Source organism: Mesorhizobium sp. PUT5 (assembly GCF_052216645.1).
GTDB lineage: Bacteria > Pseudomonadota > Alphaproteobacteria > Rhizobiales > Rhizobiaceae > Mesorhizobium.
Genome location: NZ_JBQOSO010000003.1, coordinates 1,097,302 through 1,122,490, shown reverse-complemented (window position 1 = coordinate 1,122,490; position 25,189 = coordinate 1,097,302). Strand labels below are relative to the sequence as shown.

At 66.3% G+C, this 25,189-nt stretch carries 25 protein-coding genes; 11 read left to right on the top strand and 14 right to left on the bottom strand.

The features are described from left to right. Positions 1–10: 10 nt before the first annotated feature. The 6 genes from glcF to ACTDI4_RS06905 all read right to left on the bottom strand — a co-directional run bounded on the left by glcF (position 11) and on the right by ACTDI4_RS06905 (position 6,678). The gene (gene glcF, locus ACTDI4_RS06930; RefSeq protein ID WP_442840447.1) at positions 11–1,315 is read right to left on the bottom strand and encodes a glycolate oxidase subunit GlcF; all 1,305 of its coding nucleotides are present in this window, start codon (positions 1,313–1,315) and stop codon (positions 11–13) included. A 9-nt stretch (positions 1,316–1,324) separates the two neighbouring features. After that, the gene (locus ACTDI4_RS06925; protein ID WP_442840446.1) at positions 1,325–1,711 is read right to left on the bottom strand and encodes a DUF4870 family protein; all 387 of its coding nucleotides are present in this window, start codon (positions 1,709–1,711) and stop codon (positions 1,325–1,327) included. Beyond that, positions 1,708–2,967, bottom strand: a complete 1,260-nt coding sequence (gene glcE, locus ACTDI4_RS06920) for a glycolate oxidase subunit GlcE (RefSeq protein ID WP_442840445.1) — start codon at positions 2,965–2,967, stop codon at positions 1,708–1,710. The genes ACTDI4_RS06925 and glcE overlap by 4 nt, the downstream gene beginning before the upstream one ends. Positions 2,968–3,145: 178 nt before the next feature. Beyond that, complete coding sequence (locus ACTDI4_RS06915; RefSeq protein ID WP_442840444.1) at positions 3,146–3,577, bottom strand: endonuclease domain-containing protein; 432 nt, start codon at positions 3,575–3,577, stop codon at positions 3,146–3,148. A gap of 149 nt (positions 3,578–3,726) precedes the next feature. Continuing rightward, positions 3,727–5,223 (bottom strand): FAD-linked oxidase C-terminal domain-containing protein, encoded by a 1,497-nt coding sequence (locus ACTDI4_RS06910; protein ID WP_442840443.1) that lies wholly within the window; start codon positions 5,221–5,223, stop codon positions 3,727–3,729. Between the two features lie 129 nt (positions 5,224–5,352). Further along, positions 5,353–6,678 (bottom strand): DUF3422 family protein, encoded by a 1,326-nt coding sequence (locus ACTDI4_RS06905; protein ID WP_442840442.1) that lies wholly within the window; start codon positions 6,676–6,678, stop codon positions 5,353–5,355. 211 nt (positions 6,679–6,889) lie between these two features. Here ACTDI4_RS06905 and ACTDI4_RS06900 point away from each other — a divergent pair, with 211 nt between their 5' ends. Together ACTDI4_RS06900 and ACTDI4_RS06895 are read left to right on the top strand one after the other, a co-directional pair. Then, on the top strand, positions 6,890–7,693 hold the full coding sequence (locus tag ACTDI4_RS06900; protein ID WP_442840441.1) for a FadR/GntR family transcriptional regulator: 804 nt from the start codon (positions 6,890–6,892) through the stop codon (positions 7,691–7,693). A gap of 38 nt (positions 7,694–7,731) precedes the next feature. Next, on the top strand, positions 7,732–8,889 hold the full coding sequence (locus ACTDI4_RS06895; protein WP_442840440.1) for an alpha-hydroxy acid oxidase: 1,158 nt from the start codon (positions 7,732–7,734) through the stop codon (positions 8,887–8,889). 43 nt (positions 8,890–8,932) lie between these two features. Here the strand turns inward: ACTDI4_RS06895 and ACTDI4_RS06890 are convergent, their stop codons facing one another. Then, positions 8,933–9,064 carry a hypothetical protein gene (locus tag ACTDI4_RS06890; protein WP_442843439.1) on the bottom strand — a complete coding sequence of 44 codons (132 nt, stop codon included), beginning with the start codon at positions 9,062–9,064 and terminating at the stop codon, positions 8,933–8,935. 285 nt (positions 9,065–9,349) lie between these two features. Then, positions 9,350–10,048: a type 1 glutamine amidotransferase gene (locus tag ACTDI4_RS06885; protein ID WP_442840439.1), complete on the bottom strand. Its 699-nt coding sequence runs from the start codon at positions 10,046–10,048 to the stop codon at positions 9,350–9,352. 92 nt (positions 10,049–10,140) lie between these two features. On the opposite strand from ACTDI4_RS06885, the gene ACTDI4_RS06880 reads away from it, so the two are divergent. Next, on the top strand, positions 10,141–10,788 hold the full coding sequence (locus tag ACTDI4_RS06880; protein ID WP_442840438.1) for a hypothetical protein: 648 nt from the start codon (positions 10,141–10,143) through the stop codon (positions 10,786–10,788). A 31-nt stretch (positions 10,789–10,819) separates the two neighbouring features. Here ACTDI4_RS06880 and ACTDI4_RS06875 read toward each other — a convergent pair whose 3' ends face one another. Further along, positions 10,820–11,782, bottom strand: a complete 963-nt coding sequence (locus ACTDI4_RS06875) for a GlxA family transcriptional regulator (RefSeq protein ID WP_442840437.1) — start codon at positions 11,780–11,782, stop codon at positions 10,820–10,822. Between the two features lie 65 nt (positions 11,783–11,847). Then, the gene (gene folD / locus ACTDI4_RS06870) at positions 11,848–12,747 is read right to left on the bottom strand and encodes a bifunctional methylenetetrahydrofolate dehydrogenase/methenyltetrahydrofolate cyclohydrolase FolD (protein WP_442840436.1); all 900 of its coding nucleotides are present in this window, start codon (positions 12,745–12,747) and stop codon (positions 11,848–11,850) included. A gap of 299 nt (positions 12,748–13,046) precedes the next feature. On the opposite strand from folD, the gene ACTDI4_RS06865 reads away from it, so the two are divergent. From ACTDI4_RS06865 to ACTDI4_RS06850, 4 genes are all read left to right on the top strand, one after another. After that, positions 13,047–13,337: a hypothetical protein gene (locus ACTDI4_RS06865; protein WP_442840435.1), complete on the top strand. Its 291-nt coding sequence runs from the start codon at positions 13,047–13,049 to the stop codon at positions 13,335–13,337. Positions 13,338–13,529: 192 nt separating this feature from the next. Beyond that, entirely contained in the window at positions 13,530–14,345 is an 816-nt protein-coding gene (proC, locus tag ACTDI4_RS06860) for a pyrroline-5-carboxylate reductase (protein ID WP_442840434.1), read from the top strand. Positions 14,346–14,651: 306 nt separating this feature from the next. Then, complete coding sequence (gene nspC / locus ACTDI4_RS06855) at positions 14,652–15,749, top strand: carboxynorspermidine decarboxylase (protein ID WP_442840433.1); 1,098 nt, start codon at positions 14,652–14,654, stop codon at positions 15,747–15,749. Between the two features lie 48 nt (positions 15,750–15,797). After that, entirely contained in the window at positions 15,798–17,081 is a 1,284-nt protein-coding gene (locus ACTDI4_RS06850) for a saccharopine dehydrogenase family protein (protein WP_442840432.1), read from the top strand. 59 nt (positions 17,082–17,140) lie between these two features. Here the strand turns inward: ACTDI4_RS06850 and ACTDI4_RS06845 are convergent, their stop codons facing one another. Then, a complete protein-coding gene (locus ACTDI4_RS06845; protein WP_442840431.1) occupies positions 17,141–17,638 on the bottom strand; it encodes an NUDIX hydrolase in 498 nt (165 codons plus the stop codon). Positions 17,639–18,148: 510 nt separating this feature from the next. Here ACTDI4_RS06845 and ACTDI4_RS06840 point away from each other — a divergent pair. Further along, positions 18,149–18,598 (top strand): universal stress protein, encoded by a 450-nt coding sequence (locus tag ACTDI4_RS06840; protein WP_442840430.1) that lies wholly within the window; start codon positions 18,149–18,151, stop codon positions 18,596–18,598. A gap of 42 nt (positions 18,599–18,640) precedes the next feature. Here the strand turns inward: ACTDI4_RS06840 and ACTDI4_RS06835 are convergent, their stop codons facing one another. Further along, positions 18,641–18,778 carry a hypothetical protein gene (locus ACTDI4_RS06835; protein WP_442840429.1) on the bottom strand — a complete coding sequence of 46 codons (138 nt, stop codon included), beginning with the start codon at positions 18,776–18,778 and terminating at the stop codon, positions 18,641–18,643. A gap of 38 nt (positions 18,779–18,816) precedes the next feature. Continuing rightward, complete coding sequence (locus tag ACTDI4_RS06830; RefSeq protein ID WP_442840428.1) at positions 18,817–19,152, bottom strand: metal-sulfur cluster assembly factor; 336 nt, start codon at positions 19,150–19,152, stop codon at positions 18,817–18,819. Positions 19,153–19,363: 211 nt separating this feature from the next. Between ACTDI4_RS06830 and ACTDI4_RS06825 the strand changes: the two genes are divergently transcribed. Continuing rightward, positions 19,364–19,792, top strand: coding sequence for an Rrf2 family transcriptional regulator (locus ACTDI4_RS06825; RefSeq protein WP_442840427.1), 429 nt, complete (start codon positions 19,364–19,366; stop codon positions 19,790–19,792). A gap of 2 nt (positions 19,793–19,794) precedes the next feature. Here ACTDI4_RS06825 and ACTDI4_RS06820 read toward each other — a convergent pair whose 3' ends face one another. After that, a complete protein-coding gene (locus ACTDI4_RS06820) occupies positions 19,795–21,207 on the bottom strand; it encodes a helix-turn-helix domain-containing protein (protein ID WP_442840426.1) in 1,413 nt (470 codons plus the stop codon). 177 nt (positions 21,208–21,384) lie between these two features. On the opposite strand from ACTDI4_RS06820, the gene ACTDI4_RS06815 reads away from it, so the two are divergent. Further along, positions 21,385–22,917, top strand: coding sequence for an acyl-CoA carboxylase subunit beta (locus ACTDI4_RS06815; RefSeq protein ID WP_442840425.1), 1,533 nt, complete (start codon positions 21,385–21,387; stop codon positions 22,915–22,917). Between the two features lie 137 nt (positions 22,918–23,054). After that, on the top strand, positions 23,055–25,058 hold the full coding sequence (locus ACTDI4_RS06810) for an acetyl-CoA carboxylase biotin carboxylase subunit (RefSeq protein ID WP_442840424.1): 2,004 nt from the start codon (positions 23,055–23,057) through the stop codon (positions 25,056–25,058). The last annotated feature ends 131 nt before the right edge of the window (positions 25,059–25,189 follow it).

The following is a 25,189-nucleotide window of genomic DNA, read 5'->3' as shown; positions in this document are numbered from 1 at the left end:
CCTTTCTGCTTTATCGAGCGCTTTTCGGCAGCCCTTCCGGCCGTTCCCCGCCATAGGCCCAGTCGAGCAGCTTGACCGTGTGCACCACCGGCAGCTTCGCGGCGGATGCGATCTGGGTGATGCAGCCGATATTGCCGGTGGCGACGATGTCCGCCCCGGTCGCCTCGATGTTCTTCACCTTGCGGTCGCGCAACTGCGCCGAAATCTCCGGCTGGAGGATGTTGTAGGTGCCGGCCGAGCCACAGCACAGATGCCCCTCGCGCGGCTCCTTCACCACGAAGCCGGCGCGCGCCAGTAGCTCCTTCGGCTGGCGGGTGATCTTCTGGCCGTGCTGCATGGAGCAGGCCGAGTGATAGGCCACCACCGTGCCGGGTGCGCGCGCCGGCGCGGGCATGTCGAGCGTGAAAAGATACTCGGTGATATCCTTGGCCAGCACCGACACCTTCGCCGCCTTTTGTGCGTAGGCGGGGTCGAGCCGCAGCATGAAGCCGTAATCCTTGACGGTGGTGCCGCAGCCCGAGGCGGTGATGATGATGGCATCCAGCCCGCCCTGCTCGATCTCGCGCGTCCAGGCATCGACATTGCGGCGGGCGAAGGCAAGGGCTTCCTCCTCGCGGCCCATATGGTGGACCAGTGCGCCGCAGCAGCCTTCGCCTTGCGGCAGCACCACCTCGACGCCGAGGCGCGAAAGCAGGGAGACGGTGGCCTCGTTGGTGCCGGGGTCCAGCACCGACTGCGCGCAGCCGGTGAGCAGGGCCACGCGGCCTTTTTGCGTTGCCTGCGCGGCGCGGCCGGCAGGCTTGGCCACCACCGGCACCGATTTAGGCGCCAGCTTCAGCATCGTGGCAACCGGCCTCAGCGCCGGCATCTTTTCCATCAGGCCAGCGAAGGGGCGGCCGAGCTTCGCCAGCTTCAACGCCGCGCGGAAACGCGCCGGATAGGGCAGCACGAAGGCCAGCATGGTGCGGACCAGCCGGTCCGGCAGGGGCCGGCGATACGTCTGCTCGATATGGGCGCGGGCGTGGTCGACCAGATGCATGTAGTGCACGCCCGAGGGGCATGTGGTCATGCAGGCCAGGCACGACAGGCAGCGGTCGATATGGGTGACCGTTTCCTTGTCGGCGGCGCGGCCGTTCTCCAGCATGTCCTTGATGAGGTAGATGCGCCCGCGCGGGCTGTCCAGTTCGTTGCCCAGCGTCACATAGGTCGGGCAGGTGGCGGTGCAGAAGCCGCAATGCACGCATTTGCGCAGGATCTTTTCCGATTCCGCAACATGCGGGTCGGCGAGCTGGGCGGGCGTGAAATTGGTCTGCACGGCTGTTCCCTAACGACCCAGAAGCCAGCTTTGCGGGTTTGCGATCGGCTCGCCGCGCGAAACCGTCTGCAGGCCGACGATGCAACGGGCGATGACCCACACGACCGTCACGAACACCAGCAGAAACCCGATGGCGACCAGCATCAGCAGGCAGGAAATGAGGCCGTAGAGCAGCCCGATCCAGAACGTGCGAATCAGGAAGGTGTAGTGGGTGTCCACCCAGGCCTCGGACTTGCCCCGGTTGATATAGGCCATCACCAGCCCGATCAGGCTGCTTATGCCGATCACGAAGCCGGCAAGATAAAGAATGTAGACAAGTTGCGCGTTCGTACGCCCGGGCGAAAGCCAGCGATCGGTCTCGCGCGGCACGATCGGGCCATTGTTGATGTCGCTCATGATATCCCCCCAAAGGTTTCGACGAGCGGCAAACTAGCAGATGCCGAAGCCGGCGCCAGACGCCCAGGATTGAGAATGTTCCTGGGGTCGAATTCCGCCTTGAGCCGTGCGGAAAGCGCGGCGAGCGCCGGCGGCTGCGGCTCGAAGGGCGATACGGCGGCGCGCTGCTCGGCGCCGGCGCGCACCAGCGTGGCATGGCCGCCGCCGAATTTCTTCACCAACGCGCGCAGCAGCTCGGCCTCCGGCTCGCCGCCTTCCATCGAAAGCCAGGCCAGCCCGCCCTGCCAGTCGTAGAAGGTCGAGACCGGCGCCTGCATGCGCAGCGCCATTACCATGTGGTGCGCCTGCGAAGGGGCCATGGAAACCCGCCAGAGCGGCTTGTCGCCCCCGCCGGCAAACGGCACGCAGTCACGCAGCTCGCGCCATAGCTGCCGCGAGGCATCGCCGGAAATCTCTTCCAGCGAACCCGCATTCTTCAGCAGGCCTCTCAACGTCTGAAGGCGCGCGGCGACGGACGGACCGAAACCTTCCACGCGCAGCAGCGTCGCCGGCCTGTTGCCGAGGCTGCCGCCCGCCAGCTTCGCCACCGCCGGATAAGGCAGGTGCGCGGCGCTCGACACTTCGGCGCTGGAGCCGAGGGCCAGGCTCATCGCCGCCACTGCCAGGTCGTCGAGCAGGTCGCGCACGGCCAGCGTGGTCTCGGTCTCGGCCGCCGGCAGCACCTTGAAGGTCACGTCGGTGACGACCGCCAACGTGCCCCAGGAGCCGGCCATGACCTTGGAGAGATCGTAGCCGGTGACGTTCTTGACCACGCGCCCGCCAGACTTGAACGCCTCGCCCCGGCCCGACACGGCATGGATGCCGAGGATATGGTCGCGCGCCGCGCCCGCCTTCAACCGGCGCGGGCCGGAGAGGTTGGCGGCAAGTGCGCCACCGATGCTGCCGCGCCCCGGCGCCTGGCCGAACAGAGGGCCGTGGTCCATCGGCTCGAAAGCGAGTTGCTGGCCGTGTTCGGCAAGCAGCGCCTCGATCTCGGCCAGCGGCGTGCCGGCCCGCGCCGACAGCACCAGTTCGGCCGGCTCGTAAAGCGTCACGCCGGAAAGGTGCGACAGGTCGAGCGTGTGGGCGGCCTGCACGGGACAGCCGACGCCACGCCGCGAGCCGTGGCCGATCGTTTCCAGCGGCTCTTCCTGCGCCACGGCCCATTGCACGGCGGCAAGAACCTCCTCGGCGGTAGCGGGGGTGAAAATGGTCATGGGCATACAGCCGCGCAAAGCGCCCCCTCTCCGCCTCGCTGCGCTCGGCACCTCTCCCCCGCTTCGCAGGGGCGAGGAACCTGCACTCGCCAAAGTCGCGGCTTTTCAAAACTTGGGTTCTTCGCCCCCATGAAAATGGGGGAGAGGTGCCGAGCGCAGCGAGGCGGAGAGGGGGCGATCATTCGGGGCTGCCTTCACTCTTTTCGTGCGCTTTGGCAAAAACGAACCGCAAATCCAAGGCAAGCGTATCTTCACGCAGTTCCCCGTCGAGGGCAGCGAGGATGGTTTCACAAACACCCGCAATATCCTTCGAAAGGTCGGCGCTCCAAAACCTTATGACGGAGTACCCTTGGGCGCGCATGATTTCGTCGCGTCGCCTGTCGTAGGCGCTGTCGGCGTGCTGACTACCGTCCAATTCGACGACGAGCTTCCGACTGCGGCAAACAAAATCTGCAAAATATGGCCCTATGGGCATCTGGCGCACAAATTTATATCCGCCCAGCCTTTTGGCCTTCAGTTCATTCCACAGGATGGCTTCCGCCATGTTGTCGCCCTGTCGCAGCGAGCGCGCCCGTTCATTGATCCCCTTCTCCCGCTTTCGTGTCTTCATCCCCTCTCCGCCTCGCTGCGCTCGGCACCTCTCCCCAGAGGGGAGAGGAAACGCGGCCGCAGCGCCGCGTTCTTCCAGCTTGGGTTCCTCTCCCTTCAGGGGAGAGATGCCGAGCGAAGCGAGGCGGTGAGAGGTATCTGCAACCATTCTCAAAACCTCGGAATGTCCGGGAACGCCACCTGCCCGCGATGCACATGCATGCGGCCGAGTTCCGCGCAGCGGCGCAGTTGCGGGAACATCTTGCCGGGGTTGAGCAGATGGTTGGGATCGAAGGCGCATTTGACCCGCATCTGCTGGTCGAGGTCGATCTCGTTGAACATTTCCGGCATCAGGTCGCGCTTTTCCACGCCCACGCCGTGCTCGCCGGTCAGCACGCCGCCCACCTTGACGCACAGCCGCAAAATGTCGGCGCCGAAGGCTTCCGCCTTGTCCAGTTGGCCCGGAATGTTGGCGTCGTAGAGGATGAGGGGGTGCAGGTTGCCGTCGCCGGCGTGGAAGACGTTGGCGACGCCGAGCCCGTATTTCTCCGACAGCTCGCGCATGCCATGCAGCACCTTCGGCAGTTCCTTGCGCGGAATGGTGCCGTCCATGCAGTAATAGTCGGGCGAGATGCGCCCCACCGCCGGGAACGCCGCCTTGCGCCCGGCCCAGAAGACGAGCCGCTCCTCCTCGCTCGCCGAGATGCGGCAGGTGGTGGAGCCGTTGCGGATGGCGATGGCCTCCACCTGGCCGATGAGGTGGTCGACCTCCACCGCCGGGCCGTCCAGCTCGACGATCAGCAGCGCCTCGCAGTCCAGCGGATAGCCGGCGCGGACAAAATCCTCGGCGGCGCGGATGGCGGGGCCGTCCATCATCTCCATGCCGCCGGGGATGATGCCGGCGCCGATGATGTCGGCCACGCACTGGCCGGCCTGCTCGCTGGTCGGGAAGCCGATCAGGAGCGCGCGCGCCGTCTCGGGCTTCTTCAAGATTCGCACCGTGACCTCGGTGACGACACCCAGCAGCCCTTCCGAGCCGGTCATGACGCCCAGCAGGTCATAGCCTTCCGCGTCCAGATGCTTGCCGCCTAGGCGCACCACCTCGCCGTTCATCAGCACCATCTCGATGCCCAGCACATTGTTTGTGGTGAGCCCGTATTTCAGGCAGTGCACGCCGCCGGAATTCTCCGCCACGTTGCCGCCGATGGAACAGGCGATCTGCGACGACGGGTCTGGCGCGTAGTAAAAACCCTCCTCTTCCACGGCATTGGTGATGCCGAGATTGGTGACGCCCGGCTGGGCCACGACCACCCGGTTGGGAAAATCGATCTCGAGGATGCGGTTGAAGCGGCTCATCACCAGCAGCACCGCGTCTTCCAGCGGCAGCGCCCCGCCGGACAAGGATGTGCCCGAGCCACGCGGCACGACGCGGATGCCGTGGTCGTCGCAATATTTCAGGATTTTCGCGACCTGCGCCACGGTCTGCGGCAGCACCACGACCAGCGGCAACTGGCGATAGGCGGTGAGCCCGTCGCTCTCGAAGGCGCGCATTTCGGTGACCGCGTTGACCACGCCCTCGCCGGGCACGATGGCGCGCAGCGCCGCGACGATCTCCTGACGGCGCGCCAGGGTCCGCTCATCGGGCTTGGGCATGACGAGACCGGACATGGGCGCCTCCCGTTTTTGAAACTGGTAAAAAGCATTTACCAGTTGCCCGCGGGTCTTGTAAATGCCGCTTCGGCGGCAGGCGAGCCGCCGCGCCCGCGCCCCATACGCAGCGGCAATGTGACGCTGCGGCTACTCTCCCGCCGGCTTGCCGGGTTCGGCGTGCTGGCGGCGCACCCGGCGCACGCCCCACCAGACCAGAAGCACGGCCACCGGCACCGCGGCGGCGGTCGCCGTTTCCGGGGCGATTGCGTGGCCGAACACGGCCGCACCCTTGGCGAGATAGCCGACCAGGCCGACGACATAGTAGGATACGGCGGCGACCGACAGCCCCTCAACCGTCTGCTGCAGCCGCAATTGCAAGCGGGCGCGGTTGTTCATGGAGGCGAGCAGGTCGCGGTTCTGCTTCTCCACCTCGACATCGACCCAGGTGCGCAGCAGCGTGGTGGCCCGGGTGAGCTTTCGCGACAGATTGGCCTGGCGCTCCTCCACCGAGCGGCAGGTGCGCATGGCAGGGGCAACGCGCCGCTGCAGGAAGCCGGACCAGGTGTCGTAGCCCGGCACCGCCTCCTCGCCGAGCGCTTCCAGACGCTCGCCGACGATGCCGTCATAGGCGCGGCTGGCGCCGAAGCGGTAGAGGCTGGCGGCGGCGTCCGCCTCCAGCTCGGCGGCAAGCTCGGTGAGGTCGGCAAGCAGCGTCTGGCTGTCGCGGGTTTCCACCGCCTTCATCTCGCGGGTGATGGCGGCCAGCCGGTCCTCGATGCGGCGCACCCGGCCCGACAGCGACAGCGCCAGCGGCAGTCCGAGCATAGCCAGCGTGCGATAGGTCTCGATGTCGACGAGGCGCTGCGACAGCGCGCCGGTGCGGGCCGGCGTCAGCCCGCGGTCGAGGATCAGCATGCGCGTCAGGCCGTCGCCGTCCTGGCGGAAATCGGTGACGATGGCCGCATTACCGTGCTCGACCAGCGAATAGCACAGGCTGGTAGGGTCGAAGCCCGCAATCTGCCGTTCGGTCGCCGGGCTCCATTTGCGGATTTCCAGCCGGATGCCGGAAATGACCGTTCCGGGTGGCGAGAAGCCATTGCCAAATGGCGAATCCTCCGGCATGCCGCCGCGTTCCTCGGCCAGCGGCCCTTCCCACAGATAGGTGGAGAATTCGGTGTGGCGCTCCCAGCGTAGCGAGCCGTTGCCCCACTTCATGGCGTGATGGCGCGCCTGCCTGTCGGGCGCGGCGATGCCGAGCCGCATCGACAACTCGGTCAGCACGGCCTGGTCGACGCCGGAGCCGCCCTCGGTCATGAAGGAAAGCTGGATCAGCGCCCGCGGCGCCGCCACCAGCGGATGCGGCCGGGCATGGACTTCGCCGAGCGCGCCAGGTCGGCCGTCATGCGCCGGAAAGCCCATGACCGCGCCGGTGGCGCGGGGCCGGAATTCGAGGCTGGACGGATCGTCCGACACGGTTTTTCCCCGGCTTTGCTTGCCTGCAGCGCAGTGCTCTAGGGCCGATCGGGGCGAGACGCAAACGGGAAGTGCGGCGTCGACCGCCGCCGCCGCCGGGCGGGACGCGGGGAAATCCCTTCAAAACTGGATAATTAATTTGACCAGTTGTCCGGAAAGCCATTATTCTGTCCGGCAATATCCTGCATTCGAGCCACTTTCGGGCACTCCGTTGAACGACATCTTCTCCAGGATCGATCATTCGCGCACGGCCGACGAGGTGGTCGGGCAGATCGAGAGCCTGATCCTGGAGGGCGTGCTGCGCACCGGCGACCGTCTTCCCGGCGAGCGGGAGTTGTCGCGGCAGTTCGAGGTGTCGCGGCCGATCCTGCGCGACGCGCTGAAGGTGCTGGAGACGCGCGGCCTGCTGGTGACGCGCCACGGTGGCGGCAGCCATGTCGCCGACGTGATCGGCCAGGTCTTCTCCAGGCCGGTGATGGAGCTGATTTCCCGCCACCGCAAGGCGGCGAGCGACTATCTGGAATACCGCCGCGAGATCGAGGGCGTGGCCGCCGAATATGCCGCGCGCCGCGCCACCGCCGACGACCTCGCTTTGCTCGACGGCATCATGGAGCGCATGGACGCCGCGCACCGCAGCGGCGACTTCGAGGCCGAGGCCGAGATCGACGTCGAGTTCCACCATGCGGTGGGCGAGTGCGCGCACAACATCATCCTTTTGCACACGCTGCGCTCCTGCTACAGGCTGCTTTCCGAAGGTGTGTTCCAGAACAGGCTGCTGGTCTTCGCGCTGCCCGGCGCGCGCGAAGAGCTGCTTGCCCAGCACCGCGCCATCCATGCGGCGGTGAAGGCCGGCGACGCGGAAGCGGCACGCAAGGCGGCCATGGACCACATCACCTATGTCGAGCGCTCCATGGCGGAAGCCGAGCGCACCGGCGACTGGCAGCGCGTCTCGCGGCTTCGGCTCAGGCAGCGTGGCGGCAAGGAACCGGCACCCGCAAACAAAGGCAACGAATAGGCCGCGAGATGACGGCCGGCAAACCAGGAACAGCGCACATGGGCATGCTTCTCACCATCGACGACCTCAAGCAGCAGGCGCGCCGCCGCGTGCCCAAGATGTTCTTCGAGTATGCCGATTCCGGCGCGCTGACGGAAAGCACCTACCGCGCCAACGAGGAGGACTTTTCCGCGATCAAGCTGCGCCAGCGGGTGATGGTGGACATGACCAACCGCTCGCTCGCCTCGACCATGATCGGCGAGAAGGTGGCGATGCCGGTGGCGCTGGCGCCGACCGGCTCGACCGGCATGCAGCATGCCGACGGCGAGATGCTGGCGGCGCAGGCGGCCGAGGAGTTCGGCGTGCCGTTCACGCTGTCGACCATGAGCATCTGTTCGATCGAGGACGTGGCCTCGGTGACGAAGAAGCCGTTCTGGTTCCAGCTCTACGTCATGCGCGACAAGGATTTCGTCATCAACCTCATCGACCGCGCCAAGGCGGCCAAATGCTCGGCGCTGGTGCTGACGCTCGACCTGCAGATCCTGGCCCAGCGCCACAAGGACGTGCGCAACGGCCTGTCGGCGCCGCCGAAACTGACGCTGCCCAACATCCTCGACATGGCGATCCGCCCGCGCTGGTGCATGGGCATGCTGGGCACGCAGCGCCGCACCTTCCGCAACATCGTCGGCCACGCCAAGGGCGTCGGCGACCTCGCCTCGCTGTCGTCCTGGACCAACGAGCAGTTCGACCCGCAGCTTTCCTGGAAGGACGTGGAGTGGATCAAGGAGCGCTGGGGCGGCAAGCTGATCCTGAAGGGCATCCTCGACAAGGAGGATGCCGAGATGGCGGCCAGGACCGGCGCAGACGCCATCATCGTCTCCAACCATGGCGGTCGCCAGCTCGACGGCGCGCCTTCCTCCATCTCGGTGCTGGAACGGATCGCCGATGCGGTGGGCGACCGCATCGAAGTGCACATGGACGGCGGCATCCGCTCCGGCCAGGACGTGCTCCGGGCGCTGTGCCTGGGCGCCAAGGGCACCTATATCGGCCGGCCCTTCCTCTACGGCCTCGGCGCGGGCGGCAAGGCCGGCGTGACCAAGGCGCTGGAGATCATCCGCAAGGAGCTGGACATCACGCTGGCGCTGTGCGGCAAGCGCGACATCACCCAGGTTAGCAAGGACATGCTGCACCGGCCGCAGGAAGCGCAGCCGGCGTGAATTTCAGCCAGGCACGGTAAGGTCGGGCGGTGGGTGGCGCGGATCAGCGCAGCGAAGAGGTGACGCCGTAGCCGTCGACGGCATTGTGGTCGTTGGCGGCGTCGGCCGAATAGATGCCCGTGCCCCACAGCACGATGGCGGCCAGCATGGCGAAGGACAGAAGTGCTGCTTTCACGAAGGTCATCTCGGGTTGGTCTGCTCACTATGCACGGGCACGGTTACCAATGCGTTGAAACGAACAAGTCGCGACAAAGTTTCGGCTTCGCGCTTCTACCTGCGCTTCGTATCGGTCCTGTGTCGCGCAGCCGCGAAAACGGGCGGATCCTGTTGCATTGCCGATGCGAAGCCGGCGCCTTCTAGGGCAAGGCACGGACACAATCCAAGACCGAAAACGGCGTCCACAGGAGGTTCCGCGGCAGCGTGCCAAATCTGCCACGGTGGCGGTCGCAGAACGGCGATTTCAGACGGCCGCCACCCAGGCGCGCGCGATGGCCAGGCCCGCGGCATCCGCCTCTTCGCCATGGCGGGCCGCCTCGGCCTCCAGCCTGTCGCTCCAGTCGGGATGGCGCGCCCCGATCATCGCCGCGAAGGAGACGCTCCACCCCCGCACCAGCGGCTGGTCGGCCTCGAAATGGAACTGGAAGCCATAGGCGGCACGGCCGACGCGGAAGGCCTGATTCTCGGCCACCGGACTGGAGGCCAGCCGCACCGCCTGCGGCGGCAGCGAATAGGTGTCGTCGTGCCACTGGAAGATGGGAAAGCGCTGCGGCAGCGCCCCCAGCACCGGGTCGGCCTTCGCCGCCTCGGTGAGCGACACCGCGTGCCAGCCGAATTCGGTGGCGCCGCCGACCCTGTTTTCGCCGCCGAAGGCGCGGGCCAGCAACTGGCTGCCGAGGCAGATGCCCAGCACAGCCTTGTCGGCCGCCGTGAAGTCGCGCGCCAGGTCCAGCAGCGCCGGGAAATAGGGATATTCGTCGTCGGCCAGCGCGTTCTGGCCGCCGCCCAGCATGACCAGCGCGTCGTGGCCGGACGGGTCCGCGGGCAGTTCCGCGCCGAGATCGGCGCGGCGCAGGTCGATCTCGGCCTGCGCCTCCGCGAGCGCCGTGCCGATCTGGCCCAGGTCGGTATTCTTGTAGTTCTGGACGACCAGCACCCGCATCTGCATCCTGCCGTGAAATGAACCCCGCCGCAGCGGTAGCAGAAGCCGGCATGTCGGCCAAGATCGCGGGCACCGGCCAAGGGAAAATCGCCATGCCTCTTCAGAACCGGGTCGATCCGTTCGGCGCCATCCATGCGGTGCCCGAACGCGGGCTGTTCACCGGCAACCGCGGCGTCATCCACGATCCCGACACCCGGACGCTGCTGAAAAGGCGTTGGACGCTGCCGGCCTGGATCATCTGCCAATGCGAGTTCCAGGGGCGAAAGCGCGAGCCGATGGGCCGCAACGGACCGGGCGGGAAAGCCGGCTGGACCGAGCTTTTCTTCCTCGACGAGGTGACGGCGCTGGCCGCCGGGCACCGGCCCTGCTTCTTCTGCCGGCGCGAGCGCGCCCGCGATTTCGTCGGCCGCTTCGGCGCCGCCTTCGCCATCGAGACGCCGCGCGCGCCGATGCTGGACGCGCGGCTGCACAAGGAGCGGGCGGCATCCGGCGGGCAGGCTGCCGAAATCACCGCCGCCGATCTTCCAGGCCTGCCCGACGGCGCCATGGTCGCCGACGGCCGCGAAACCTACGCCCTTCGCGCCGGCACGGCGCTGCCATGGTCGTTTGCCGGCTACGGCGCGCCTCTCGGTTTCGAGGCGTTTTCCGGTCGTCCGCTACGGCTGCTCACGCCCGCCACGACGCTTGCCGTGCTCGGCCAGGGCTATGCGCCCGTGTGGCATTCCTCGGCCGGGACGTGATCCTTCCCCCGCCGGCTCGACCGGGCTTGCGTCAATAAGTCGTTCGCCGCTCCTCCGAGGGCGGGCGGCCGAATTGCAGGCGGTAGCTCTGCGCGAAATAGGAGTGCGAGGTGAAGCCGGTGGCGATCGCCACGTCGAGGATCGGCATGTTGGTCTGGCGCAGCAGCTCGCGCGCCCGCTCCAGCCGAAGTCGCATGTAGTAGCGGCCGGGCGTCACGCCCAGATGCCGCAGGAAAAGCCGCTCCACCTGGCGCACGGACAGGCCGGCCGACCTGGCGAACTGCGCTGCCGCCAGCGGCTCGTCCAGGTGATCGGCCATCAGCTCGACGATCTTGCGCAGTTTTTCCGACTTGCCGGTCAGGTCGCGCTCGGGGCCGACGCGCTGGCGGTCGCCGGCGGAACGGATGCGCTCGTGCTGGAACTGGTTGGCGACGGCATTGGCGATGCCGGGGCCGAAATCGCCGCGCACGATCTCCAGCATCAGGTCGATCGAGGTCGTGCCGCCGGCACAGGTATAGCGCTTGCGGTCGATCTCGAAGACGTTGCCGGTGCATTCGATGTTGGGGAAGCGCTCGATGAAGCCGGCGCGGTTCTCCCAGTGGATGGTGCAGCGGTGGCCTTCGAGCTGGCCGGCCTCGGCCAGCAGATAGGAGCCGGCCGACAGAGCGCCCAGCGACCCGCCGCGCCGCCCCCAGCTCCTGAGCGCGGAAATCACCTTGCTCTTGCCGGGAAACTCGGTGGTGAGGCCGACCGCGACGAACAAAATGTCGACGGGCGGGATAGCGCCCGCCGCATGGTCCGTCGTGATGGACAGGCCGTTGGAGGCCTTCGTCGCGCCGCCGTCGGCCGAGATGGTCGTCCAGCCATAGAATTCACGTCCGGCCAGGCGGTTGGCCGAGCGCACGGTGTCGATCGCCGCAGCGAGCGAGAACATCGGAAACTTGTCGGCCAGCAGGAAACCGAACTGGCGCCCACCCTGAACCAGATCCATCATGGGCGCCTTTTCTACAGTAACGGCAGGCGCCCGCAAGCGGCGGGCGTGCATACCGCGATTGCGCTTCAGAAGCCCGGGCGCTGCAGGCCGGCAGCGAGGAATGCCGAAACCACGGTGTTGGCCATCAGCATGGCGATCGTCATCGGCCCGACCCCGCCCGGCACCGGGGTGATGGCGCCGGCGATCTTCTCGGCTTCGGCGTAGGCGACGTCGCCGACCAGCCGCGACTTGCCCTCGCCCTTCTCCGGCGCAGGGATGCGGTTGATACCGACGTCGATGACGGTGGCGCCGGGCTTGATCCAGTCGCCCCGGACCATTTCGGGCCGGCCCACGGCAGCGACCAGTATGTCGGCGGTGCGGGCGAGCGCCGGCAGGTCTTTCGTGCGGCTGTGGGCGATGGTGACGGTGCAGTTGGCCGCCAGAAGCAGGTTGGCCATCGGCTTGCCGACGATGTTGGAACGGCCGAGCACCACGGCGCTGAGCCCGGACAGGTCCTTGCCGCGCACCCGTTCGATCAGCAGCATGGAGCCGGCCGGCGTGCAGGGCACGAAGGCGGTCTCCAGCTCGCCGGTGCCGAGCTTGCCGACATTGACGAAGTGGAAGCCGTCGACGTCCTTCTCCGGCGCGATCGCCTGGATGACCTTGCCCGCGTCGACATGCTTCGGCAGCGGAAGCTGCACCAGAATGCCGTGGATGGCGGGATCGGCGTTGAGACCGGCGATCAGTTTGAGCAGGTCGGCCTCCCGGGTCTCGGCCGGCAGCGTGTGCTGCACCGAATGGAAGCCGCACTCCTTGGCCGTGCGCGACTTGGAGGCAACATAGACTTGGCTGGCGGGGTCCTCGCCCACGATCACCACGGCAAGGCCCGGCTTCGTGCCGCCCTTCGCGGTCAGGTCGGCGACCAGGGTCTTGACCCTTGCCACCACATCCGCCGCCACGCTCTTTCCGTCGATCACTTCGGCCACGATCTGTCCTCGCAATGCTGTTTTCATCGAAGCGGCATTTTCACGAAATCTGCGCCGCGCAATCCCGCCATTGCGCCGTCCAATGCCGTAATCCCGAAACCGGGACCGGGTCGGCGCACAGAAATAGCGGCGTCGGGTGCGGTTGTCAGCCACGTCGCGCAGTCCGTCGCCATATTGTGCGGACCGGGCGGGCGAACGGCCGGCGTAAACTGCGCCTCACCTTCTTTTGAGCGGATTTTCCGGCAGCCTCCCCTATTTCCGCCTGCTGGACGCTACGGCGTACATAACGGAGAAATCTCATGTTCAGGACAATAGCAATAGCAAGCATCCTCGCGCTGGGCCTTTCCGGCGCGGCGATGGCCCAGCATGGCGGACGGTCCGAAGGACACGGACATCATGGGCACCACGCGCGCGACAACGGCGAAGTGTTCGCGCCCGACCAGACCATAACGGGCAGCATCTTTGCCCCGGACGAGGAATATACGGGCCCGGCACGGCCCACACCACTCGGCCCCTGCGCGTATGAGCAACATATGGGCCAGGGCGCCTATCAGGCCCCGACCGTGAACGACCACTACTGCGGCAAGTGACAGGCGGTTCCGTCCTCCCCCGATGGCCGGCTTGTGCCGGCAGCCGTCCGGCATGACCCCCGGCCGGGCCACAAGGCTGGGAACCGCTTCAGACAGGTGCGCGCCCACAAAAGAGCTTCCCGCTCTTCGTGAACGGGCTTTCCGGCCGCCGCGCAACGGTCTATGCAGGGCCGGTTCTGCGGAGGCTATACCATGTCGATCGAACTCGTCCTCGCCGGTTGCGGCAATATGGGTCATGCCATGCTCGCCGGCTGGCTGAATTCCGGCAAGCTGGCCGCCGGCAGCGTCTTCGTGGTGGAACCCAACGACGCCTTGCGGACGCGCGCGCAGGCGCTGGGCTGCCAGACGGGCACGAGCGCGGCCGACATCGCAGCCGACGCCGCCCCGAAGCTGGTGGTGATCGCGGTCAAGCCGCAGGTGATCCGCGAGGTGACGCAGCAGTACCAGCGCTTCGGCGACGGCCGTACCACCTTCGTCAGCATCGCCGCCGGCACCCCGGTGGCGACCTTTGCACAGATATTGGGACCGCGTGCGCCGATCCTGCGCTGCATGCCCAACACGCCGGCAGCGATCGGCAAGGGCATGATGGTGGTGTTTTCCAACCCGCTGGTGTCTACCGAGACGCAAGTGCGCGTGCTCGACCTGCTTTCGGCGAGCGGCGCCGTGGCCACCATCGAGGACGAAAGCCTGATGGATGCGGTCACCGCCGTCTCCGGCTCGGGGCCGGCCTACGTCTTCCACTTCATCGAGTGCCTGACCGCGGCAGCCGAGAAAGCGGGCCTGCCCGCCGAGACCGCGAAGCTCCTGGCCATGCAGACCGTCTATGGCGCCGGCGCGCTGGCGGCGAAGAGCGGCGAGGAGCCGGGCGAACTGCGCCGGCAGGTGACGAGCCCCAACGGCACCACGGCTGCCGCCCTTTCGGTGCTGATGGGCGAGGACCGGCTGAAGACCCTGCTGACGGACGCGGTGGAAGCCGCGCGCCTGCGCTCGATCGAACTGGGCAAGTAGACGCGCGGCACAAAGCGGCCGCCAGACGGGTGCAGGCGGGGCTGGCAATTGGTCGCTGCCCGCCCGACTTGACTTGCGCGGCATCGACCTTACCCTAAGGGACATGATGAAGGTGTATGCACTCAGGCGGCTGGAGCCTCGCTGCTCCAGGTTGCGGTCGTTCGAGCCGAGCTTCTAGCCGGCCGAATCGGTTTTGCGTCACGGCCGGAAGGCCCCTGTCATCTTCCGCAAGGCGGATCGCCGCAAGACGGCCTGTCACATTTCCGCATCCATCTTTTCCATCCCCTCGTTTCCGACGGCATGCGCATGATCCCGACGCCCTATTACCTCATCGACAAGGCGAAGCTCCTCCGCAACATGGAGAAGATCGCCGCCGTGCGGGAACAGTCGGGGGCAAAGGCGCTGCTGGCGCTGAAATGCTTCGCCACCTGGTCCGTGTTCGACCTGATGGGCCAGTACATGGACGGCACCACCTCCTCCTCGCTCTACGAGGTGCGGCTCGGGCGCGAGAAATTCGGCGGCGAAACGCACGCCTATTCGGTCGCCTATGCCGACGACGAGATCGACGAGGTGGTCTCACATGCCGACAAGATCATCTTCAACTCGATCGGCCAGCTCGAGCGCTTCGAGAACCGGGCGGGCGGCATCGCGCGCGGCCTGCGCCTGAACCCCGGCGTCTCCTCCTCCACCTTCGATCTCGCCGATCCGGCCCGCCCGTTCTCCCGGCTGGGCGAATGGGACGCGGCGAAGGTGGAAAGGGTCATGGACCGCATCAGCGGCTTCATGATCCACAACAATTGCGAGAATGCCGATTTCGGCCTGTTCGACCGGATGCTTTCCCAGATTGAGGAGAAATTCGGTGCGTTGCTGAAGCGCGCGGACTGGGTGAGCCTGGGCGGCGGCATCCATTTCACCGGCGAGGACTATCCGCTCGACGCCTTCTGCGAGCGCCTCAAGGCGTTTTCCGGCCGCTTCGGCGTGCAGGTCTATCTGGAGCCCGGCGAAGCCTCGATCACCAACAGCACCACGCTGGAAGTGAGCGTGCTCGACACTCTCACCAACGGCAAGCAACTGGCCATCGTGGATTCCTCCATCGAGGCGCACATGCTGGACCTTCTGATCTACCGCGAGAGCGCCAAGGTGGCGCCAAACCAGGGTCCGCACCGCTACATGGTGTGCGGCAAGTCGTGCCTGGCCGGCGACGTGTTCGGAGAGTTCGATTTTCCGAACGAGCTGAAGGTCGGCGACAGAATCTCCATCCAGGACGCGGCCGGTTATACAATGGTCAAAAAGAACTGGTTCAACGGCGTGAAGATGCCGGCCATCGCGATCCGCGAGACCGACGGATCGATCAAGGTCGTCCGCGAGTTCGGCTTCGCGGACTATGAGCAGAGCCTGTCCTAGCGACAGGCTCGTCCATTAACTCCAACCATTAAGGAAACATCCCCCGGAATGAAGAAGAACGTGCTCATTATCGGCGCCGGTGGCGTGGCGCAGGTCGTGGCGCATAAGTGCGCGCAGAACAACGATGTGCTCGGCGACATCCATATCGCCTCGCGCACCCTTGCGAAGTGCCAGAGGATGGTGGAATCCGTCCGGGAGAAGAAGAGCCTCAAGGCGGCAGGCACCATCGAGGCGCACGAGCTCGACGCTTTTGATGTGGCGGCGACCAAGGCGCTGATCGAGAAGACGGGCGCGAAGATCGTCATCAATGTCGGCTCGGCTTTCCTCAACATGTCGGTGATGACGGCCTGCATCGAGACCGGTGCAGCCTATATCGACACCGCCATCCATGAGGATCCGGCCAAGATCTGCGAGGCGCCGCCATGGTATGCCAACTACGAATGGAAGCGGCGCGAGGAGGCCGAGAAGGCCGGAGCCACTGTCATCCTCGGCGCCGGCTTCGACCCGGGCGTGGTGAACGCCTATGCCCGGCTCGCCGTCGATGACTATTTCGACCGTGTCGACGAGATCGACATCATCGACATCAATGCCGGCAGCCACGGCCGCTATTTCGCGACCAATTTCGACCCGGAGATCAACTTCCGCGAGTTCACCGGCCGCGTCTGGACCTGGCAGGACAGCAAGTGGGTCGAGAACAAGATGTTCGAGGTCCGCAAGGACTGGGACCTGCCAGTGGTGGGCAAGAGCCAGAGCTATCTCACCGGCCATGATGAGATCCATTCGATCTCGCAGAATCTCGGCATTCCCAACGTCCGCTTCTGGATGGGCTTCGGCGACCATTACATCAACGTCTTCACCGTGCTGAACAGCCTCGGCCTGCTGTCCGAGAAGCCGGTGACGACGGCCGAGGGGCTGGAAGTGGTGCCGCTCAAGGTGGTCAAGGCCGTGCTGCCCGACCCGGCCTCGCTGGCGCCGGACTACACCGGCAAGACCTGCATCGGTGACCTGGTCAAGGGCGTGAAGGACGGCAAGCCGCGCGAAGTCTTCATCTACAACGTAGCCGACCACAAGCAGGCCTACGAGGAGGTCGGCTCGCAGGGCATCTCCTACACGGCCGGCGTACCGGCGGTGGCTGCGGCCATGCTGGTCGCCACCGGCGAGTGGGACGTCAAGAAGATGGCCAATGTGGAGGAGTTGCCGCCGCGCCCGTTCCTGGCGGTGCTGGACCGCATCGGCCTGCCCACCTGGGTGCGCGAGGGCGAGCGCGACGAGCGCCTCGACTTCGGCCATGCACAGGCTGCCGGAAAGGTTATGGAGGCCTCACAGGCCTGACGCGGAAAGACGAAATGCGGCGGGCATCGGCTTCGATGCCCGCCCTTTTCATGGTCTGTTCAGGGCTTGCCGCCCGCGGACCGCTTCAGCCGGGACTGCCAGGCCTCCACAAGCCGCGACAGGTCCGGCTCGGCGATGACGTCCGGCGCCTCGTCGGCCGCATACCAGCGCCGCTGGCGCTGTTCCTTCTCACGCCAGTTGATGAGCGTGCCCTGCACGTGCAGGCTGAAAAGGGTGACGCGGCAGGGCTCGGCGGAGCCGTCCTCGCCGAACTTCATGTAGACATAGTCACCGATCGGCGCCGGATAGGCGCGGCCGATGACGCCTGCCTCCTCGAACGCCTCGCGAGCGGCCGACTGGGCCGGCGACCGGCCCTTGACCAGCCAGCCCTTGGGCACGATCCAGCGGCCTCGCCGCCGCGAGGTGATGAGCAGCACCTCGATGCCCTTGCGGCCGAGGCGCCATGGCAGGGCGCCATATTGCTGCTGTGTGATCTCGCCCGCGCTGTCTCGGGCGGCAACGCGCTCCATCAGGTCGCTCATCGGCAGCTCACTCATCGGCTGGCCCGCCCCTGGCGCGACAGGCCAATATGCGGCCGCGGCTGAGCGGGCCAGTCCAGCGACGGCGGAACCACGATCGGCGTCTTGCACCAGGGGCAGCGCAACGCCGCGCGGGGAAGGCCGCGGTGGCAGGAAGTGCAGGAAAGAGGGGAACGGAAATGCATGTCGGATACGCTCCATCAACGCGGCGCAAGCGCCGTCTGAAAATGAACCGCAATGTCTGGAAAATGCGCCCCGGAGCGGAATTCAGGTGCGGGAACCGGGGTCAGGACGACCGCTCCGGGAAAAGCATCCTGCTTCCCCGGCGAGCCTCGACATCCTGACGAAGGTTTCCATACACATAGTACCAACCTAGTCAGCAATTGTTGCAATTCAAGGGCAGGACGGCGGCCACAAGATGGGGCGGCGGCAATTCAGCCCGCCGGTTTTGCGCTGGGACAAATATTGCCGCGCAACCCGGTGATAGGCATAGTCGCGAAGCGGTAACCGCACACGAAAGAGGGCATCATGTACGACCACATCCTCCTCCCCACCGACGGCTCGGATCTCGCGCACCACGGAGTCCAGCAAGGGCTTTCACTGGCGAAGGCTCTTGGCAGCAAGGTGACGATCATCGCCGTGACAGAGCCTTTCCCGATCCAGGCAACGGCGACCGCAGCCGGCTGGGTCGCCTCGCCCGACGATTTCGCCAGCTATGACGCCGCCCAGAAGAAGTTCGCCGAAGACATACTGGCGGCAACCAAGGCGGAGGCCGCGAATGCCGGCGTCGAGGCCGACACGCTGCATGTGCCGGACGGCTGGGCCGCTTCGGTGATCGTGGAGACTGCAAAGCACCGCGGATGCGGGCTCATCGTCATGGCCTCGCACGGGCGCCGCGGCTTCAAGCGCCTGCTGCTCGGCAGCCAGACGGCGGAGGTGCTGGCGACCGCGACGGTTCCGGTGCTCGTGGTGCGCTGACGACGGCGGCCGCGCGAAGGCAGGAAGGGCGCGGCGACCGGATCAGACCAGCACGGCGACCACGACCATGCCGATGACGATCAGCGCCAGACCGCCGATCAGCATCGGCAGAAGCGAGCTTTCGGATGCGGCGTCGGACTGGCCGGCACCCGGCTTCCTGTCTTGTTCAGCGATGTTCATGTCTGTCGTCTCCGCTAACTTCGCGCACGCCATGGCACTCACCAGTCGCCATCGCCGCCGATGCCGAGATGCTGCTTGGCCTCTTCGCTCATCATGCGCGGCGTCCATGGCGGCTCGTAGGTGAGGCTGACGTTGACGAATTCCACGCCCGGAACGCTCCAGGCGGCGTCACGGGCGCCTTCCTTCAGGTAGTTGGTGGCAGGGCAGCCACGCGTCGTCGTCGTCATCATGATCTGGACGACGCCGCCATCCGAGACCGAAACTTCGTAGACCAGGCCGAGATCGATGATGTTGTAACCGAGCTCCGGGTCGATGACGAGGCGCAACGCTTCCCTGACCTCGTCGTCCGAAAGGGTCGTCGCCTCCACAGCCATGTTCCGGCCTCCTGTCCTGCACCGGCCGCATGCCTTCCGGCACGCCCTGCGATCGGCCCGATAGTCGATCCAAAAAGATACATAGTCAATATATCTTATAGAAAAAGACGCGCATCGGCCGCGACAAATGCGCCGGAGCTTGCAAAAGATACCTGCAATAGGCATGTTTAGGCGAACCATGACGCCGCCAGGCGGCGCCGAAGGATTTCGAATGAGACTGACAGATTTTTCCGATTATTCGCTGCGGCTTCTGATGTATGCCGCAACCCAGGCCGACCGGCTGATCACCATCGAGGAGACCGCGGAGGTCTATGGCATCTCGCGCGCCCATCTGATGAAGGTTGCCAACCAGCTCACCCGCGCCGGCTTCCTGAAGGCGGTGCGCGGCCGCTCGGGCGGGCTTTCGCTGGCCAGGCGGCCGGAGGCGATCCGCCTCGGCGACGTGCTGCGCGCCACCGAACCCGACTTTGCCCTGGTGGAGTGCTTCCGCAGCGGCAACAAGTGCTTGATCACGCCGCGATGCCGCCTGCGCGGCGTGCTGAAGGAGGCGCTGGCTGCCTTTTCCGGCACGCTCGATCGCTACACGCTGGCGGACCTCTTGCTGGCGCCCGAGGATTTCGGCATCCAGCCGGCGGCCTGACCCTACAGGATCGAATACGGCAGGATGGCGCGGCTGTCGTGGTCGACGGCCAGCCGGCGCTTGAGCGGCGGCACCGCGCGCTGCACGCAGTCCACCCGCTCGCAGATGCGACAGGAGATGCCGATCGGGTCGAAGGCGGCGCGACTGGTGAGATCGAGCCCGTCGCCATAGACGAAGTCGCCGGCATGCGCCACCTCGCAGCCCAGCGCGATGGCGTAGCGGCGATGCGGGGCGTTGAAGCCGCCGCCGCCCTTGGCGATCTCGGTGGCCACGCACAGGTAGCGCACGCCGTCCGGCGTCTCGGCAAGCTGGCGGATGATGCGGCCCGGCGTCTCGAACGCCTGGTGGGCGTTCCACAACGGGCAGGCCGCGCCGTAGCGCGCGAACTGCAGGCGGGCGGCGCTGTGGCGCTTGGTGATGTTGCCGGCGCGGTCGATGCGGGCGAAGAACACCGGCACCCCCTTCAGCCCCGGGCGCTGCAACGTGGAGAGGCGGTGCGCCACCTGCTCCAGGCTGGCGCCGAAGCGCGCCGCCATCAACTCGAGATCGTGGCGCAGTTCCTTCGCCGCCGCCAGGAACGGCCGGTAGGGCAGCATCAGCGCGCCGGCGAAATAGTTCATCAGCCCGATGCGGCAGATCTCGGCGGCCTCCGCGGTGCGGAAGCCTGCCCGCAGCACGATTGCGCCAATCTCCTCCTCCTGCTCCAGCCCGGCAAGCTGGAAAGCCATCTGGAAGCTGCGGGTGGCGGCCGGCGAATAGGGATTGAGGAACAGCGCCCGCGCCGCCGGATCGTAGCGCCGCAGGATGGTCTCGCCGGGGCTCGCGCGCAGGATGCGCACCCCGTGCCGCCGCTCCAGATGCTCGGCGAACGCCGCGCCCGGCTCGCGCTCGGGAACCTGAAGCGCCGCCGCCAGCCTTTCGGCGGCAAGGTCCAGTTCATGGATGTAGTTGTCGACGAAGTGGAAGAAATCGCGCACTTCCTCGTAGGGCGCCGGTTCGGCGAAGGCGTCGGCCCGCACCATGCGGTCGTCGAAGCTGGCAAGCTGCTCGCTGTTCCTGCGATAGGCCTGATGGCAGGCAATCAGCGCATGCGCGAAGGCTGGCGCGTTCTGAACGACGAGCTTCAGTTCCTGCAGGCCCGGCGAATGCACGTCGAAGACCGGATCGGCCAGCGCCTCGCGCAGTGCCGACAGCAGCCGGTCGCCATCGCTGCCGGAGATGGAGGCGATGTCGATCTGGAAATTTTCCGCCAGCGCCAGCAGCACAGTGGCCGAGACCGGCCGCTGGTTGTTCTCGATCTGGTTGAGATAGGAGGTGGAGATGCCCAGCCGCTCGGCAAAGGCGGCCTGGGTGGCCTTGCCGGCTTCGCGCAGTTCGCGCACGCGTCTTCCGATGAACAGTTTGCCAGGCGCCATTCGCAAATTCGCAATATTGAGTTTGCATTTTTATACATTACACAATCGCGCCCCTTCAACGGTTTTCTCGCCCCACGCCCACGTCTACACGCCGCCATCTGCGACATCATGCCGAACCGGAGGCGGGGCGATGACTGGAATTCACAAAGCCGCAGCTTGCGCGAAGGGCAGCGCCTGATGCGCGCCGTTCTGGAACAATTGGAGGCGCGCCGCGCCGAGGCCCGCCTCGGCGGCGGGCACAAACGCATCGACGCCCAGCATGCCAAGGGCAAGCTGACGGCGCGCGAGCGCCTCGAAGTGCTCCTCGACGAGGGCTCCTTCGAGGAATACGACATGTTCGTCACCCACCGCGCCACCGAATTCGGCATGGCCGCCCAGAAGGTGGCGGGCGACGGCGTGGTGACGGGCTGGGGCACGATCAACGGCCGCATGGTCTATGTATTTTCCCAGGACTTCACCGTGCTCGGCGGCTCGCTGTCGGAAACGCATGCGCAGAAGATCTGCAAGATCATGGACATGGCCGTGAAGAACGGCGCGCCGGTCATCGGCCTCAACGATTCCGGCGGCGCACGCATCCAGGAGGGCGTGGCCTCGCTCGCCGGCTATGCCGACGTGTTCAAGCGCAATGTCGACGCCTCCGGCGTGGTGCCGCAGATTTCGGTCATCATGGGGCCTTGCGCGGGCGGCGCGGTCTATTCGCCGGCCATGACCGACTTCATCTTCATGGTGCGCGACTCTTCCTACATGTTCGTGACCGGACCCGATGTGGTCAAGACCGTCACCAACGAGGTGGTGACTGCCGAGGAACTGGGCGGCGCGCGCACCCACACGCAAAAGTCGTCGGTCGCCGACGGCGCCTTCGAAAACGACATCGAGGCGCTGGAAGGGGTGCGGCGGCTGTTCGACTTCCTGCCGCTGAACAACCGGCAGGCGCCCCCGGCGCGGCCTTTCCACGACGACCCTGCGCGCGTCGACATGCGGCTCGACACGCTGGTGCCCGACAGCGCGACCAAGCCCTACGACATGAAGGAGCTGATCCTGGCGCTGGCCGACGAGGGCGATTTCTACGAAATCCAGGAAGCGTTCGCAAAGAACATCATCACCGGCTTCCTGCGCATGGAAGGCCAGACGGTGGGGGTCGTCGCCAACCAGCCGATGGTGCTGGCCGGCTGCCTCGACATCGATTCTTCGCGCAAGGCGGCGCGCTTCGTGCGCTTCTGCGACGCGTTCTCCATTCCGCTTCTGACGCTGGTGGACGTTCCGGGCTTCCTGCCCGGCACGGCGCAGGAATATGGCGGCGTCATCAAGCATGGGGCGAAACTGCTGTTCGCCTATTCCCAAGCGACAGTGCCGATGGTGACGCTGATCACCAGAAAAGCCTATGGCGGCGCCTATGACGTCATGGCGTCGAAGCATATCGGCGCCGACGTCAACTACGCCTGGCCGACGGCCGAGATCGCGGTGATGGGCGCCAAGGGCGCCACGGAAATCCTCTACCGTTCGGAGCTTGGCGACCCGGAAAAGATCGCAGCGCGCACGAAGGAATATGAGGAGCGCTTCGCCAATCCGTTCGTGGCGGCCGAGCGCGGCTTCATCGACGAGGTGATCATGCCGCATTCGTCGCGCCGGCGCATCGCCCGCGCCTTCGCCGCGCTGCGCAACAAGCGGGCCGAAAGCCCGTGGCGCAAGCACGACACCATGCCGCTTTAGACCATGATGCTGAAAAGTGTGAAGCGGTTTCCGGACGACATCATGGTCTATCCAGTTGATGTTGCCGCATGTTTGCGACGCCAAGTGATCCCGCTTGGCTGCAGCATGCTCTAAGCCGCGCTGCGAGGAAACGACAGATGTTCAAGAAGATCCTCATCGCCAATCGCGGCGAAATCGCCTGCCGCGTCATCAGGACGGCGGAAAAGCTCGGCATCGCGACCGTCGCCGTCTATTCCGACGCCGACCGCGACGCGCTGCATGTGAAGATGGCCGACGAGGCCGTGCATATCGGCCCGGCGCCGTCCTCGCAGTCCTACATCGTCATCGACCGGATTCTCGACGCCATCCGCAAGACCGGAGCCGATGCCGTGCATCCCGGCTACGGCTTCCTGTCGGAGAACGCGCATTTCGCCGAGGCGCTGAAGGCCGAGCGCGTGGCCTTCATCGGCCCCCCGCCGGTGGCCATCGAGGCGATGGGCGACAAGATCACCTCCAAGAAGATCGCGGCCGCGGCCGGCGTTTCCACCGTGCCCGGCCATATGGGGCTTATCGAGACGGCCGAGGAGGCGGCGCGCATCGCGCATGCCATCGGTTACCCGGTGATGATCAAGGCTTCCGCCGGCGGCGGCGGCAAGGGCATGCGCATCGCCTGGAACGATGCCGAGGCACGCGAAGGCTTCCAGTCCTCGAAGAACGAGGCGAAGTCCTCCTTCGGCGACGACCGCATCTTCATCGAGAAATTCATCACCCAGCCGCGCCACATCGAGATCCAGGTTCTGGGCGACCAGCACGGCAACATCGTCTATCTGGGCGAACGGGAATGCTCGATCCAGCGCCGCAACCAGAAGGTCATCGAGGAAGCCCCCTCGCCCTTCCTCGACGCCACCACGCGCAAGGCCATGGGCGAGCAGGCCGTGGCTCTGGCCAAGGCGGTCGGCTACCATTCGGCCGGCACGGTGGAGTTCATCGTCGACGGCGAGAAGAACTTCTATTTCCTGGAAATGAACACCCGCCTGCAGGTGGAGCATCCGGTGACGGAGCTCATCACCGGCCTCGACCTGGTCGAGGAGATGATCCGCGTGGCCGCCGGCGAGAGGCTCTCCTTCGGCCAGGACGACGTGAGGCTGGACGGCTGGGCCATCGAAAGCCGGCTCTATGCCGAGGACCCCTACCGCAACTTCCTGCCCTCCATCGGCCGCCTGACCCGCTACCGCCCGCCGGCCGAAGGCAGGCAGCCCGACGGAACCGTCCTGCGCAACGATACCGGCGTCTTCGAAGGCGGTGAGATTTCCATGTACTACGACCCGATGATCGCCAAGTTGTGCAGTTGGGCTCCCGATCGCGCCGGCGCGATCGAGGCGATGGGCCGCGCGCTGGACGATTTCGAGGTCGAGGGCATCGGCCACAACCTGCCCTTCCTGTCGGCGGTGATGGATCAGCAGCGGTTCCGTGCGGGCCGGCTGACCACGGCCTATATCGCCGAGGAGTTTCCCGACGGGTTTTCCGGCGTGGCTGCAAGCGAGGATCAGGCGCGCCTGCTGGCCGCGGTGGCGACCTTCATCTATCTGGCGCTTGCCCGGCGCGGAGCGCAGGTTTCCGGCGCGTTGGCGAACCATCCGCGCGCCATCGGCGCCGACTGGGTGGCGAGCCTTGCCGGCCACGAGTTCGCGCTGCGCGTCGCACAGGACGAGGAACGGATCGCGATCGCCTTTGCTGACGGAAAAAACCTTTCCGTTGCCAGCGACTGGCTGCCGGGCGCCTCCCATGCCGTCTTCGAGGTGGAGGGGCACCGGCTGGGCGTGAAGACCACGCTGGCCGGCTCGGGCATCCGCCTGCGCTGGCGCGGCATCGACGCCACCGCCTTCGTGCGCTCGCCGCGGGTGGCCGAGCTTGCCCGGCTGATGCCGGTGAAGCTGCCGCCCGACACCTCGAGGATGCTCCTGTGCCCGATGCCCGGCGTTCTCACCTCGCTCGCCGTGCAGGAAGGCGACACGGTCGAGGCCGGGCAGGCGTTGGCCACGGTGGAAGCCATGAAGATGGAAAACGTGCTGCGCGCCGAAAGGCGGGGCACCGTCAGGCGCGTTGCAGCGCAGGCCGGCGCAAGCCTGGCCGTTGACGAACTGATCATGGAGTTCGAGTGATGGCTTACGGGGCTACCCCACCCCTTACCCCTCCCCACAAGGGGGAGGGGGATTCGGGATCGTAGAGCTTGAAGCAAACGTTCCCGTAGCAGACGGGATACCAAGGTCCCCCTTCCCCTTGTGGGGAGGGG